This window comes from Paraburkholderia flava (assembly GCF_004359985.1).
Classification (GTDB): Bacteria; Pseudomonadota; Gammaproteobacteria; order Burkholderiales; family Burkholderiaceae; genus Paraburkholderia; species Paraburkholderia flava.
This window is the reverse complement of record NZ_SMRO01000001.1, coordinates 2,067,141-2,081,560: the sequence shown is the minus strand read 5'-3', so window position 1 is coordinate 2,081,560 and position 14,420 is coordinate 2,067,141. Positions and strand designations below refer to the sequence as shown.

Below are 14,420 nucleotides of genomic sequence, written 5' to 3'. Positions count from 1 at the left end.
TCAGTCGCTCCCGACGCCGGGCTGATCCCATGCCGCGCGGGCGGCCGCGGTGCCGTCCGCTGCAGCAGCCGCAGCCGCGCCGCTGCGATCGAACCACCAGTCGACCGGCACCCAGCCCGGCGACGTCGGCAGTGTCTGCGGCAACGTCAGCGAGACCGGAGGATAAGCGGCAAGCGCGTGCAGCTTCGGCACGAGGTGCGTGCGCGCGGCGTTGCGGAAGATGGATTCCTGATCGGCAGGCAGCGCCGACGCGGACTCGCGTTCGATCAGCGAGGCAGCGGCGGCCGGCGTCAGCGTGACGACGGTGCGCGGCACGCGCGGCGCGGCGAGCGTATCGGAAAGTGCCGGATAACGCTTGTCGAGCACCGCGAGCGTATCGTCAACAAGCCGTGCATCCGGCGAGAAAATCACATAGCCATGTGCGAGCGCGAGCGTGACCGGGAAGTAGCGTTGCGCGGACAGTTGCGCGGCGAACGGCGCCTTCGCTGCCGATGCGGTGCCCGAGCGCGCGCTGACCGGCCGCTGCCACACGGTAACGTCGGCGGATGGTGTGCGCGTCGTGACCGGCAGACGGCGGTAAGGATCGGCATCGCCGGCAGTTTTCGCCGCGTGCGCTTCGTATGCACCGATCACGTCGCTAAACGTCTTGCCGAGCGTCGCCTTCAGCGCATCGCCGGCGCCCGCTTTCACGTGCGCGACGAACACTGGTGCGACCAGCGTCGACTTTGCGTACCAGCAGATCGCGGCCGGGCCGTCGAGTGCGGCGCCGATCTGCGTCGCGCCGTCCGTGGCGTCCTTGCCTTGCGCGACGACCTTGCCGAGCAGATCCGAAGCGCCCTTCCAGTCGGCCGGCAGGCTCGCGCATGCGGCCGGACCGGCGGGCAGCGCGTGCCACAGGTTCGTGCCGTCCCATTGCTCCGGCAGACGCGCTGGATCGACCAGCGCGGCGGTCTGCCAGGTGGCCGATGCATTGCCTGCGGCCGCGCCAGTCGCGAAGTCGAAACGCAGCGCTTCGATGCCGGAGAAAAACGTCTGATAGCCGAACGACAGATAGTTCGCCGACACGACGAGACGATGTCCCTTGGGCTGATCGGAAACATCGTCGAGGCGGAATGCGTGCGCCGCGTCGTCGTGGCCCGACGACAGCAGATCGTCGATCACGTCCGCGCGCTCGCGCACCGGCGAGCCGTCGGAGCCGAGCAGCACGCCGGGCGCCGACAGCACGACGAGCCGGTCGTCCTTCGCCGCGAACAGCAGCGTGCGCCCGACCGCGAGCTTCAGCGCGTACACCGGCACGCCGCCCGACAGCTTCGCGACCTGGCTCAACTGCGTATCGCTTGCGGCCACGTTACCGATGCCTTGCAGCAGTTTCGCGAGGCCGTTCCGGCGCATCGACATGACCCAGTAGCCGAGCCGCCCGTCCGGCGAGCGCCACAGCAGCACGTGCGCGGGCTCGTCGAAAATACGGCGGATCATTTCGTCGCGGAAATCGAGTTGGTGCTCGAACGCGAGACGGCGCAATGCGCCTTCGGCGGAAAGACGGGTATCGGTGGACTCGTAATAATCGACGAAATCCTGAGTGAGAACGTCGCGCAGCAACGGCACGCGCAACATATCGCGCGGCAGACGCGATAATGCTTCGCTGTCGATCAACGCATCGGGATGGTGAATGTCGAGAACGATCTCGCTGGCATTGACTTTTCCATGACCGCCGAATGGCCGCCATACCGCCTGAATGACGATACCGGCAACGATCAGAAGCCCCAGAAGACCCACGCCGATAACGGCGATTTTCTTTCGCGACATCTTCATCTGATTTTGGCTGTTATTTCTTTTGCGGTGTGCCGTATGGCACGGCGCCTGCGGCATGCGTGGCAATATGCCGGCCGGCGGTGAATGTCCCGATCGCAGCGATGATAACCGTAATGTTTTGTACAAACCAGCATCGCGCGTTATTCGGCCGTGGCTTCGTGGAAACACGCTTTTAGCGTAAAACGAAAAACGGTCACATAAATTCAATAACGGCAGAATTCGGGGTGTGGGTTTCGATGTGCGGGTTTGATGTGCGCACGCACAGTAAACCAGAAACCGCTATGTGGCTGGTTTAACGAAAATGTCGAATGGCCGTGTGTGAGGATTGACTGGATTGGTCGACCACGACATTAACCACTGCGCTGCGCGTCACGTGCAGTGCGCGAGTAAACGACAGAACGGGAGAATGAATAGCGCACGAGCCGGCATAGAACCGGCCGTGCGTTTGGGAATGGTTTTAGAAAACCGCTCAGCCGCGCTCGAATGCACGCAACGCGGTGCCGAGCCGTTCGACGCCGGTCTCGATGTCCGCGATGCCGGGCGCCGCGAACGACAGCCGTAGCGACGCGCGGTCCACCGCATCGTGATAGAACGCGACGCCCGGCACGAACAGCACGTTCTGCGCGATGCACGCCTGCAGCCAGGCGGATGCATCGTGACCGTTACGCAGCCGCGCCCACACGAACATGCCGCCGTCCGGCCGATGCAACGCGATGTCCTGCGCGAGTTGCGCGTCGAGCGCATCGCACAGCGCCGCGCATTTGCGCGCGTACGCGGCGGCGATGTGCGGCAGATGCCGTTCGAGCGCGCCGTCCGCGAGATATGCGGCGGCAATCGCCTGGGTCCACGGCGAGCTGCACAGATCGACGGTCTGCTTCGCGACGACGCAACGCCGCACGATCTCCGCAGGCGCGATCGTCCAGCCGACGCGCAGCCCAGGAGCCACGATCTTCGAAAGACTCGAAAAATGCACGACCCAGTCGCGCACGCCTTCGATGTCGGCGGCTAGCGCGAGCAGCGACGGTACCGGGTCGCCTGCGAAACGAAGATCGCCATAAGGATCGTCTTCTACGATCAGAAACCGGTGACGTGCCGCGAGTTTCAATAAGGAAACGCGGCGTTCGCGTGTGAGCGTTGCGCCGGTCGGGTTCGCGAATGTCGGCACGGTGTAGAGCAGCTTAGGCTGCATCGACGGGTTCGCCGCGAGCATCGCCTCGAGCGCCGCGACGTCGAGGCCGTCGCGATCCACCGGCAGCGTGACGATGTTCGCCTGCTGCAAGCGCAGCGCCTGCAACGTCGCGGGATACGCGGGCTGTTCGACCAGCACCGTATCGCCGGGCGCGACGAGCACGCGCAGCAGCAGATCGAAACCCTGTTGCGAGCCCGTCGTCACCAGCAAATCCTGCGGTGCACATGGCGTGCCGCGTCGGGTCATCAGTTGCGCGAGTTCTTCTTTCAATGCGGGCAGACCGTCGGTCGGACCGTACTGCAGACACAGCGACGGCTGCGTTGCCGCGCGCGCGGCAGCCGCTTCGAGTCCCGCCACGTCGAACAGATCGCTCGCCGGATAGCCGCCCGCGAACGAGATCATGCCGGGCTGCGACAGGTACTTGAACAATTCGCGGATCGGCGAACCGGCCGGCGCTTCGAAGGGGCGGGTGAACGCGTACATGGTGTAGGCAAGGATGGGTTCGGATGCGCGTCGATTGTCGGCCCGTGCTTTTGCTGCGGCAAACGATATCTAGTCAATACGTGGTGAGTTTTTGGAACTATTCGAATCGGCGGCACCATCGCTGCACGCTGCACGCTGCACGCTGCACGCTGCACGCTGCACGCTGCACGCTGCACGCTGCACGCTGCACGCTGCACGCTGCACGCTGCACGCTGCACGCTGCACGCTGCACGCTGCACGCTGCACGCTGCACGCTGCACGCTGCACGCTGCACGCTGCACGCTGCACGCTGCACGCTGCACGCTGCACGCTGCACGCTGCACGCTGCACGCTGCACGCTGCACGCTGCACGCTGCACGCTGCACGCTGCACGTCACCTGATGCCTGATGTCGCAAAAGAAAACGGCCGCACCGGCACGACCACGATAAGGTCGGCAAGGGCGGCCTGCTTCCAGTCTCTTCGCGGCACGCAAACGCCACCACATCACACCACGTTCTTCTCCACGAACGGCCGGTTCTCCAGCACCCGCGCGAAATTCAGCGCAGATAGATCGAGCGTCGTATAGCGCCCATGCAGGATCAGCTCGCTGACACCGCGCCCGGTCGCCGGGCCTTGTTGCAGACCATGTCCGCTGAAGCCATTCGCGAACACGCAGTTATCGACGTCGGGGTGGTAGCCGATGATCGCGTTGTGATCGAACACGTTGTACTCGTAGTAGCCCGACCAGCAGTTCTGCACGCGCAGCGCTTCGAACTGCGGCACGCGATGCGCGAGCGTCGGCCAGATCACGTCGTCGAACAGCGCGTGATCGACTTCGTCGAGCGGCAGATCGTCCGGATCGTTGTCCGCGGCCGGCGACGTGCCGCAGATAAACGACTTGCCCTCGGGACGGAAGTACACACCGGTCGGATCGATCAGCAGCGGACACTGTTCGAGCTGCGCGGGCGAACTCACGTTGAAGATGCTGCGACGGCGCGCAAATACGGGCAACTCGATGCCGATCATCTGCGCAACGCGGCGCGACCATGCACCTGCTGCATTCACGACGACATCGCACGCATGACGTTCGCCGCTCGCGGTGACGACGTGCGTGACGCGCCGGCCATCGCGCTGCAATTCGGTCACGTCCTCGGCGATATAGCGCGCGCCGAGTGCCTGCGCTTTCTTGCGCAGCGCCTGCACGAGTCCGTAGCCGTCGAACCAGCCTTCGCCGCTTTCGCCGAATGCGCCCGCCGCGAGGTCTTCAGTATTGAGCCACGGGAAGCGCGTTTCCAATCCGCTCGTATCGAGCAGGCTGATGTCCGCGCCGAGTTGCCGTTGCAACGCGTGATTTTCCTGCAGCGTCGCGACACCAGCGGGCGTCGCGAGAAACAGGTAGCCGCCTTCATGCAGATCGATCGACGGTGCGCTGCCGTCGACTGCAAGCCGCTCGCCGATCGAGCGCAGAAACTCGATACCGAATAGCGACATCTGCACCGACAGCGGCGTCGAAAACTGCTGACGGATCGACGCGGCCGACAGCGCCGACGATGAACGCGCATAGGTCGGATCGCGCTCGATCACGGTCACGCTGACCGTCGGGTCCGACGCACGCAGGAAATACGCAATCGAACTGCCGATCACGCCCCCGCCGACGATGACGACTCTGGAACTCACGTGTCACTCCACGAATGCACGAATCGATAAACGATGGGGCGCATCACGCGCCCCATCATTGAACCTTGCTCTCGATCAACCGATGTTGAAATCGATACCCTGCGCGAGCGGCAGCGCCGACGAATAGTTGACCGTGTTCGTCGCGCGGCGCATGTAAGCGCGCCACGCATCCGAGCCGGACTCGCGTCCGCCGCCGGTTTCCTTTTCGCCACCGAATGCACCGCCGATTTCCGCTCCACTCGGTCCGATGTTCACGTTCGCGATCCCGCAGTCGCTACCTGCCGCCGACAGGAAACGTTCGGCTTCGCGCAGATCGTTCGTGAACACGCACGACGACAACCCGTGATGCGCCGCGTTGTTCGCGTCGACTGCATCGGCGAAATCCGAGTAGCGCAGCACGTACAGGATCGGCGCGAAAGTTTCCTTCAGTACGACAGCGGTTTGCGACGGCATTTCCACCAGCGCCGGCCGCACGTAGAACCCGTCTTCGTGTCCCTTCACTTCGACGCGTTCGCCGCCTGTCACCTTGCCGCCCTCGGCCTGCGCCTGCTGCAGCGCTTCCTGCATCCGCGCGAACGATTGACGGTCGATCAGCGGACCCATCAGCGTGCCCTTCTCGAGCGGGTTGCCGATCGGCACCTTCGCGTACAGCTGTTTCAGACGCGCGACGGTGTCGTCGTACACGCTGTCGTGCACGAACAGACGACGCAGCGACGTGCAGCGCTGGCCTGCGGTGCCGACTGCGGAAAACAGGATGCCGCGCAGCGCGAGTTCGCGATCGGCCGTCGGTGCGACGATGCCCGCGTTGTTGCCGCCGAGTTCGAGCAGCGAGCGGCCGAAGCGCTTCGCCACTTCGACGCCGACGGTGCGGCCCATTTCCGTGCTGCCCGTCGCGCTGACGAGCGAAGCGCGCGGATCGGCAACCAGCTTCGCGCCGACGTCGCGGCCGCCGATGACCAGCGCGGTCAGGCCGGCCGGCGCGTCGCCGAACGCTTTCAGCGCGTCTTCAAGAATGCGGTTGACCGCGAGCGCGGTAAGCGGCGTCTTCTCGGACGGTTTCCAGATCACCGCATTGCCGCACACCAGCGCGAGCGCCGCGTTCCACGACCACACGGCCGCCGGGAAATTGAACGCGGAGATCACGACGCAGGTGCCGAGCGGATGCCACGATTCGGCCATCCGGTGGCCGGGGCGCTCCGATGCGATCGTCAGGCCGTACAGCTGACGCGACAAACCAACCGCGAAATCGCAGATGTCGATCATTTCCTGCACTTCGCCGAGCCCTTCCTGGAGGATCTTGCCGGTCTCGAGCGTGATCAGGCTGCCGAGCGCCTGCTTCTTCTCGCGCAGACGTTCGCCGAGCAGTCGCACCAGTTCGCCGCGGCGCGGCGCCGGGACGTTGCGCCACGTTTCGAATGCCTGCGTCGCGGCGGCGAGCGTCGCGTCGACGTCGGTGGCGCTGTGGCTCGCCACGCGGCCGACGAGTGCACTGGTGATCGGCGAATGCACGGCGATGTCGCCCGCTTCCGCCGCTTGGGTAATGCCGAGATCGGCGAGGATGGTCGAAGCGTTCATGAGCTTTTCCTTAATTTCCGATACGAAACAAAGTCGATTCGCAGACTATACACGCCGCACAATGCCCTTACAAGCAGGCTGATTTATCAGTCAAGACAATACCGATGCATCGTTTCCCATCGGAAAAATCAATCGCAAAGCGGTAAGCGGGACTGCACCGGCGCCACTTGTTCATCATAGACGTGGCACAGGCTAAATGCGTCAGATGCCCGCCTTCGTCGTGACCGCCACCCACGCGCCTCCCTTCACCTGATACAGCGTCGAACTCGGGCTCTTCAGGTCGCCGTTCGGGCGAAACGCGATGCGTCCGGTGATGCTGTTCGAGTCCGTCGATTTCAGCGCGGCGTTGAACGTCGCGGGCTGCACCGAGCCGGCCTGCTGCATCGCGTGGATCGCGACCCACGCGGCGTCGTAGGCGAACGGCGCGTACGCGAGCATGTCGGTGCCGTACTTCGCCTTGAACTTCGTCTCGAACGCGCGGCCCTGCGGCAGCGTGTCGAGCGGCTGGCCGTACTCCCACACCATCGCGCCTTCGGCGGCGTCGCCGGCAAGCTTGATGAAGGTCGCGTCCTTCACGCCGCCGCCCGCGAGAAACTGAGTCTTCATGCCGAGCTGCCGCATCCGTTTGACGAACATCGCCCCCTGCGCGTCGAGCCCGCCGAAGAACACCAGGTCCGCGTTCATCCCCTTGATCTTCGTCAGCTGCGCGCTGAAATCGACGGCCTTGTCGTTCGTGTACTCGCGCCCGACCACCGTACCGTTCGCCGCTTTCACCGCCTTCTCGAATTCGTCGGCCTCGCCCTGGCCGAACGCGGTGCGGTCGTCGATGATCGCGATGCGTTTCGCGTTCGCAACTTTCGCCGCGTATGCGCCCGCGTTGCCCGCGTTCTGCGAATCGGTGGCGATCACGCGGTACACGGTCTGCAAACCGCCCTCGGTAATCTGCGGATTCGTCGCGGACGGCGTGATCATCGGAATGCCGGCCTTCGCGTAGATCTGCGATGCGGGCAGCGTGGTGCCGGAATTGAAGTGGCCGATCACGACCGCGACGCCGCCGTCGACCAGGTTCTGTGCCGCCTGCACGCCGACGCGCGGATCCGCCTGGTCGTCCTGCGACACGACGGCGAACGTCACCGGCTTGCCGCCGATGCGCATCTGCTGCGCATTCGCCTCGTCGACCGCGAGCCGCACGCCATTGTCGATGTCCTTGCCGTACGCGGCCGCACCGCCCGTCAGCGGCACCGCGACGCCAATCTTCACGACCGTCTGCTGCGCGAGCGCCGCGACGCTAGACAACGACACGACGCCGACCACCGCGACGTGCAGGAAAAAGCCGGAACGTACTGCCATGCCAGACCTCCTTCGATAAATGCGTTGAACCGTGCGACAGAACAGAAGCCAGTCGCGCGACCGAATTTCTTATCGTCGACAAAATTTCCTATCGGAACTTGAATCGATTATATCGACGGCTCCGTGGCGAAAAACAATAAAACCGCGCTGTGCCCGATCAGGACTTACCCCGATACGGAACCGCGCCACACGGGACACGCACGACACCCTGGCCGAACGGCCAGCAGACGACCGGCAGCCGCTTCGCCAATGCTATGATCGGAAACATCGCGTGCCGGGAGGGCACGCCCGAGGTCACCCCATGGATACCCACATCACCAAACCCAACGAGCCGTCCACCGCCGATCTCGGCCGCCGCGTGCGTGCCGCGCGGCTCGCGCACGACCTCACGCTGGAAACCGCGAGCCGCCTGTGCGGCGTGTCGCGCTCCACGCTGTCGAAAGTGGAAAACGGCCTGATGTCCCCCACTTTTGATGTGCTGCAGAAAATCGTGCTCGGCCTGAAGATCGATCTCGGCGAGCTGTTCGGCTCGACGCCGAAGGTCAGTGCCGGCGGCCGCCGTGCGTTGACGCGCAAGGACGCGGGTCAACGGCACGCGTATCGCGGCTACCAGATGGAACTGCTCGCAACCGACCTCGCGCACAAGGCGATGCTGCCGTTTCGCATCCGCATCTCGGCGCACACGCTCGATGCATTCGACGACTGGGGCCGTCATGAAGGCGAAGAATTTCTCTACGTGATCAGCGGCACCGTGTGCCTGTATTCGGAGCTGTACGCGCCCACGCATCTGAACGCGGGCGACAGCATCTATTTCGACAGCCGCACCGGTCATGCCGCCGTCTCCACCAGCGACGAAGACGCCGAAGTGCTGTGGATGGCGACGAGCGCGGACCTGCCGCAACCCGGCAACGAACCGGCGAAGAAGTAGCCGCTCGCAGTCGAAACACTCATGCTTTGGCTCCTTCGAGCGCGCGCTGCGCCAGCTGCGCGATGTGCAGCGCGTGGCGTCCTGTGCCCTGCTCGATCTGCTCGCGGCAACTGAAACCGTTGGTCAGCACGACGACGTCGCGACCCGCTTCGCGCAGCGCAGGAAACAGCGCGTCCTCGCCGATCCGATCGGAAAGCTCGCGATGCCGTGCATCGAAGCCGAACGACCCGGCCATTCCGCAGCAGCCGGTATCGAGTAATCGCCACTTCACACCGAGCCGCGTGAGCAACGCGGTATCGCCCTGCATGCCGAACAGCGCCTTCTGGTGACAGTGCCCGTGCACGACCACGTCGGCGTCAAGCGTCGGCCAGTCGAACGGCTCGCGCGCGACGAAATCGGAGAACAGAAAAGTTTGCGCTGCGAGCTGCTGCGCGAGCGGATGCGTCGGCATCTGCTTCAGCAATTCGTCCTTGAAGACCGACAGGCAACCGGGTTCGAGCCCGACGAGCGGCACGCCTGCGGCGATGTCATCGGCGAGATCATCGAGGATGGTCGCGAGCAGTTCGCGCGCGCGGTCGAGCAGGCCGAAGTCGTACAGCGGTCGACCACAACACAGCCGGCGCTTCGGCAATACGACCTGCCAGCCGAGTCGCGTCAACACATCGGCGGCGGCCTCGGCGATCTCCGGCGAGAAGTGGTCGTTGAACGTGTCGACCCACAGGATCGCTTTGCGCATTTCAGCTTCGTTGCCGGTTCGCGTCGAAGTTGACGATACGTCGCGCACGCTGCGCCGGTAAGTCCGAGGTGCGAACTTCGGCAATGCACGCGTCTGCGCGACACCGGCAACCCACTTGCCGAGCGACGAAAACCCTGGTGCCGATGAGAGAAAATTCGTCGCGCGTGGAAACCGCGCTGCGACCGGCGCCCATTCGCCGATGCGCCCCATGAACCACGCCTGGCGCGGCCGACGATGCGACGTGTAGTAATGCGCGAGAAACTCCGATTTGTACGACGCCATGTCGGTATGCGTCGGGCAATCGGAACGGCAGCCCTTGCACGCGAGACACGTGTCGAGCGCGTCCTTCACTTCGCGGCTCTGCCAGCCGTCCTCGATCACATCGCCTTGCAGCATCTCCCACAGCAGATGCGCGCGGCCGCGCGTCGAATGCGCTTCTTCGCGCGTGCCGCGATAACTTGGGCACATCGTGCCGCCTTCGAGCGACCGGCACTTGCCCATCCCGATGCAACGCTCGACCGCGCGCTGAAATCCGTCGCCCTCAGGGCTCGCAAACGTGAGCTTCGTCTGCCACGTCACCGGACGGTACGCCGGCCCCATCCGCAGATTGTCGTCGACGCGATACGCGTTCACGACCTTGCCCGGATTCAGTCGATTCGAAGGGTCCCAGATCGCCTTGAACGCCTGCATCGCGCGCATCAATTCCGGCCCGTACATGATCGGCAGGAATTCGGCTTTCGCCTGGCCGTCGCCGTGTTCGCCCGACAGCGAGCCACCGAATTCGACCACCAGTTCCGCCGCTTCGCGCAGGAAGCGGCGCCACGTCGCGACGCCTTCAGTCGAGCGCAGATCGAACGTGATGCGCGCGTGCACGCAGCCGTCGCCGAAATGGCCGTACAGACAGGTCTCGTAGCCGTAGCGGTCGACCAGCGCCTGGAACGCGCGCAGATAATCACCGAGCCGCAGTGGATCGACCGCCGCATCCTCCCAGCCGACGACCGGATCGGGCCGTGCCGGATCGACCGACAACGAAACCGCCGACGCACCTGTCTCGCGGATCGACCAGACCTTCGCTTGCTGCGCGCGTTCGTCGACGAGCTTCGTCGAAACGCCCGAACCCGCTGCGCCGGACGCGAAATAAGCCGACGCGTCGCGAGCCTGACGCAGCGCATCTTCGTGCGTGTCAGCGCCGAACTCAAGCACGACCCACGCATCGCCCGCAGGCAGCAGCGCAATCTCTTCGCGCTTCAACCCACGCGCCTGCAAACCGCGAATGATCGCGCGATCGAGTCCTTCGATCGCGATCGGCGAGCAGCGCATGAAATGCGGCACGGCATCGGCCGCGGTGTAGATGTCCTTGAATCCAACGACAACGAGCACGCGCTGCGCCGGGCTATGCACGAGCCGCACCTTCGCCTGCAGCGTCACAGCACACGTGCCCTCGGTTCCGACGAGCGCACGCGCGACGTTAAAGCCGTTCTCGGGCAACAGTTGATCGAGATTGAAACCGGACACGCGACGCTTGATCTGCGGAAACTTCGCGCGAATCAGGTCGGCGTATCGATCGCGCAATGCCTTCAATGCCGCGTAGATTTCGCCCTGCCGGCCACCGGCTGCGATGATCCGTTCGAGTTCGTCGTCGGACGTGGGGCCGGTCCAGAAGCGGGCACCATCGTAGGTCAGTACTTCGAGCGCTTCGACGTTTTCGACGGTCTTGCCCGCCATCACCGAATGCGCGCCGCACGAGTTGTTGGCAATCATGCCGCCGAGCGTGCAGCGACTGTGCGTCGCGGGATCGGGGGCGAACGTGAGGCCGTGTTTTTCGGCGGCGTCGCGCAGCGTGTCGCAGACCACACCAGGCTCGACGATCGCGGTCCGCTCGACCAGGTCCACGACGACGACGCGGTTCACATACTTGCTCGCATCCGCGACGACCGCGACGTTCACGCATTGTCCGTTCTGCGACGTGCCGCCGCCGCGCGGCAAGAATGGCACGTCGTGTCGTCGGCAGGCGGCGAGCGCCGCAACCAGATCGTCGACGTCGGCGGGCACGACGACGCCGACCGGCACCTGTCGATAGTTCGATGCATCGGATGCGTACAACGCTTTCGCCGACGCATCGAAACGCACTTCGCCGCGTAACGTGCCGCGCAGATCCGCTTCAAGCGCGCGCAGCACGGCCTCGGTGCCGTTATAAGGCACCGCGCGGGCGGGTAGTTGCTCAGCCGGTGCGTCGTTCACGTCGACGATGTCCTCATCGCGCAGCGTCAGGCCGCTGCGCTTGCCGTCATTCTGAAAATACCCTGCGCGTTACCCGCGTCGAAACGCAAGTCCGTTTCCCAGCGGCGCGTGTCCTGATCGAATGTGCGCTTGCGCGTGATGAATTCGTAGAACGAGCCCGGCACGTCGCGTGTCACGCGCGAACCATCCGCCGCACGAAACTCGCGCCGCACGATGTCCGCGCGATACGCGGTCTGAAACACGCGACCCGAACGCGAACGTTCGACTTCCGGTTTCATCGGACGACCTTTCGCTTTCTCCTCATCGGCGAGCGCGAACACATCGGAAACGCGATCGGTCGCGTGGTTGAACGCGTTGCCTTCTGTCGCGATCCACGCCATTTCCGCCGATTCGGCGAGCAGCACCGCGTAGTCCGCTTCCGACGGCACGTCGTGCTGACGCGCAAATGCACCGACGATCACCGGCAGCAATGCGTGTGCCGCATCGAGCGACAACACGCCGTCACGTTCGAGTTCCCACAGTTGCGTAACGGCGGCGGACGTCAGCGGATCGCGCGACGTGCCGACCACGTTCGTCACTGCGCTCTGGAACGCATCGGAGAAGCGCTCCGGATGCAGTTCGCTGACGAAGAACTGCGCGATCTCATCGGGGGCGTCGTCATGCGCCCACGCGCGACCGGTCATGCCGAGCCGATCGAGCGGATAGCGTCCGTTGATCCGGAAGCCGAGCGGTCGAAGGATGCGTGCAAACGCCGCTTCGCCAGGCGGCAACGCGCCGCTGTGCGCCCAACGCACGGTACGTAACGCACCATGATCGAAATAGACACCGCCGCCCACCGCAATCGCGTCCTGCGTATACGCGCGGCCGTTCGGCGAGCGCGCGAGCAGGTCTTCGAACAGCGCCATGTTCATCGCCTGCGCGAGTTCCGCACGCGTCACGACGCCGTCCTCCCATTCGTTCAGCACTGACGGATGATTCAGCGTCGCAAAGAGCGTTGCCGTTTTGTCCGCGCCGATCAGCGTCGACAGCAGGCATTCGACGTTCGCATTTCGCACAGTTCGCATGAGGGGATTCCGGATGATGTGATTCGTTCGACTGCGATTATTCAAAACGCAAACGCACCCGTAAAGCGAGATAAAATCCAGACTTGATGCGGTTTAGGAATTAACCAGGAATCACGCAGGAAGCACCCGTGCGCAAATTCAAGATCCCCAACATGGGCGCGCTGCTCGCGTTCGAAGCAGCCGCGCGGCACGAGAGCTTCACGCTCGCCGCACGCGAACTGTTCCTCACCGAGAGCGCGGTGTCGCGGCAGATCAATACGCTGGAGAGCAATCTCGGCGTGCGACTCTTCGTGCGGGTCAAGCAGCGTGTTGTGCTGACGAAGGCGGGCAAGGTGTACGGCGCGCAGGTTCGGCGTGCGCTCGAAGGTCTCGACCGCGACACGCTGTCGATCATCGCGCACGGCAGCGGCGGCGGTTATCTGGAGCTCGCGGTGCTGCCGACGTTCGCGTCGCAATGGCTGATTCCACGGATCGGCGATTTCAATGCGCGTTATCCGGACGTGCGCGTGAACATGGGCGCGCGCGCCGATACGTTCCCGTTCGCGGACTCGCATTTCGAAGCGGCGATTCACTACGGCAAGCCGACGTGGCCCGGTACATCGGCGGATTTTCTGTTTCGCGAGGAAGTCGTGCCCGTGTGCGCGGCGAGCATGCTGAAGCGTCGCGTGAAGAACCCGGCCGATCTGCTCGCATGGCCGCTGCTGCATTCCACGACGCGCCCCGATGGTTGGGCCGCGTGGTTCGCGAATCTCGGCATCGAAGATAAGCGCACGATGCAGGGCGTGCGCTACGAATTGCACACGATGCTGATCAGCGCGGCAGCGGCTGGTCTCGGCATTGCGCTCGTGCCGCGCTTTTTCGTCGAGACGCAGCTGGAGCGGCTGGGGCTCGTCGTGCCGTTCGATGCGCCGGTCATTTCGGATTCGGCGTACTACCTCGTTTATCCGACCGAGTTGAGCCACGGCAAACCGCTCGCGAGTTTTCGCGAATGGTTGCTGCAGGAGGCACAGGGGTACGCCGAAGCGAATCCGCGGCTTGCGCAGACTGCTGCGGATTAAAGCAGATCAGTTCGAGCGTAGCGGCGCAGGCACGTCGAGACTCAGCAACGCAGAACCAAGCGATTTACCGTGCGCATCGAGCGCAAGCGAACGCGTCACGCCGCCACCCAGTGCGTGACGCAACACGAAATTCAGCGCACCGATCGCGGGCATCTCGAAGCGCGTCACGTCGCCGCGCACGACTTCGCGCAAATGCGCTTTCACGCGTTCAGCCGTCACGTGCTCGCAAAGATGCGCGTAGTCGCGCGGATCGCGGCAAATCACCGATACGTTCAGCGTATCGCCCTTGTCGCCGGTTCTCGAATGAGCCAGTTCGCGCAGCAGCAT

Annotated in this window: 11 protein-coding genes; 3 read left to right on the top strand and 8 right to left on the bottom strand. The window is 64.3% G+C overall.

The genetic code is table 11. The features are described from left to right. Both E1748_RS09240 and E1748_RS09235 read right to left on the bottom strand, forming a co-directional pair. Entirely contained in the window at window positions 1-1,812 is a 1,812-nt protein-coding gene (locus E1748_RS09240) for a DUF2138 domain-containing protein (RefSeq protein WP_133646784.1), read from the bottom strand. A gap of 469 nt (window positions 1,813-2,281) precedes the next feature. Then, a complete protein-coding gene (locus tag E1748_RS09235; protein WP_133646783.1) occupies window positions 2,282-3,484 on the bottom strand; it encodes an aminotransferase-like domain-containing protein in 1,203 nt (400 codons plus the stop codon). Window positions 3,485-3,575: 91 nt separating this feature from the next. Between E1748_RS09235 and E1748_RS31440 the strand changes: the two genes are divergently transcribed. Continuing rightward, a complete protein-coding gene (locus E1748_RS31440; RefSeq protein WP_166653522.1) occupies window positions 3,576-3,872 on the top strand; it encodes a hypothetical protein in 297 nt (98 codons plus the stop codon). A 96-nt stretch (window positions 3,873-3,968) separates the two neighbouring features. Here the strand turns inward: E1748_RS31440 and E1748_RS09220 are convergent, their stop codons facing one another. From E1748_RS09220 to E1748_RS09210, 3 genes are all read right to left on the bottom strand, one after another. Continuing rightward, the gene (locus tag E1748_RS09220; RefSeq protein ID WP_133646781.1) at window positions 3,969-5,141 is read right to left on the bottom strand and encodes an NAD(P)/FAD-dependent oxidoreductase; all 1,173 of its coding nucleotides are present in this window, start codon (window positions 5,139-5,141) and stop codon (window positions 3,969-3,971) included. Between the two features lie 75 nt (window positions 5,142-5,216). Continuing rightward, complete coding sequence (amaB, locus tag E1748_RS09215) at window positions 5,217-6,716, bottom strand: L-piperidine-6-carboxylate dehydrogenase (RefSeq protein WP_133646780.1); 1,500 nt, start codon at window positions 6,714-6,716, stop codon at window positions 5,217-5,219. Between the two features lie 201 nt (window positions 6,717-6,917). Beyond that, window positions 6,918-8,066: a branched-chain amino acid ABC transporter substrate-binding protein gene (locus E1748_RS09210; protein WP_133646779.1), complete on the bottom strand. Its 1,149-nt coding sequence runs from the start codon at window positions 8,064-8,066 to the stop codon at window positions 6,918-6,920. A 301-nt stretch (window positions 8,067-8,367) separates the two neighbouring features. Between E1748_RS09210 and E1748_RS09205 the strand changes: the two genes are divergently transcribed. Next, window positions 8,368-8,994, top strand: a complete 627-nt coding sequence (locus tag E1748_RS09205; RefSeq protein WP_133646778.1) for a helix-turn-helix domain-containing protein — start codon at window positions 8,368-8,370, stop codon at window positions 8,992-8,994. 19 nt (window positions 8,995-9,013) lie between these two features. Here the strand turns inward: E1748_RS09205 and E1748_RS09200 are convergent, their stop codons facing one another. After that, window positions 9,014-11,932, bottom strand: a complete 2,919-nt coding sequence (locus tag E1748_RS09200; protein ID WP_240766526.1) for an FAD-binding and (Fe-S)-binding domain-containing protein — start codon at window positions 11,930-11,932, stop codon at window positions 9,014-9,016. 65 nt (window positions 11,933-11,997) lie between these two features. Beyond that, the gene (locus E1748_RS09195) at window positions 11,998-13,035 is read right to left on the bottom strand and encodes a DUF1338 domain-containing protein (protein ID WP_133646776.1); all 1,038 of its coding nucleotides are present in this window, start codon (window positions 13,033-13,035) and stop codon (window positions 11,998-12,000) included. Between the two features lie 128 nt (window positions 13,036-13,163). Between E1748_RS09195 and E1748_RS09190 the strand changes: the two genes are divergently transcribed. After that, window positions 13,164-14,093, top strand: coding sequence for a LysR substrate-binding domain-containing protein (locus E1748_RS09190; RefSeq protein ID WP_133646775.1), 930 nt, complete (start codon window positions 13,164-13,166; stop codon window positions 14,091-14,093). A 6-nt stretch (window positions 14,094-14,099) separates the two neighbouring features. On the opposite strand, the gene E1748_RS09185 is transcribed toward E1748_RS09190, so the two are convergent. Beyond that, on the bottom strand, window positions 14,100-14,420 hold the full coding sequence (locus E1748_RS09185) for an AtuA-related protein (protein WP_133646774.1): 321 nt from the start codon (window positions 14,418-14,420) through the stop codon (window positions 14,100-14,102).

Coding starts and splice junctions, on each gene's coding strand:
- E1748_RS09240 (WP_133646784.1), bottom strand. CDS start 1,812: ATGAAGATGTCGCGAAAGAAAATCGCCGTTATCGGCGTGGGTCTTCTG.
- E1748_RS09210 (WP_133646779.1), bottom strand. CDS start 8,066: ATGGCAGTACGTTCCGGCTTTTTCCTGCACGTCGCGGTGGTCGGCGTC.
- E1748_RS09195 (WP_133646776.1), bottom strand. CDS start 13,035: ATGCGAACTGTGCGAAATGCGAACGTCGAATGCCTGCTGTCGACGCTG.
- amaB (WP_133646780.1), bottom strand. CDS start 6,716: ATGAACGCTTCGACCATCCTCGCCGATCTCGGCATTACCCAAGCGGCG.
- E1748_RS09185 (WP_133646774.1), bottom strand. CDS start 14,420: ATGCTGCTGCGCGAACTGGCTCATTCGAGAACCGGCGACAAGGGCGAT.
- E1748_RS09235 (WP_133646783.1), bottom strand. CDS start 3,484: ATGTACGCGTTCACCCGCCCCTTCGAAGCGCCGGCCGGTTCGCCGATC.
- E1748_RS09205 (WP_133646778.1), top strand. CDS start 8,368: ATGGATACCCACATCACCAAACCCAACGAGCCGTCCACCGCCGATCTC.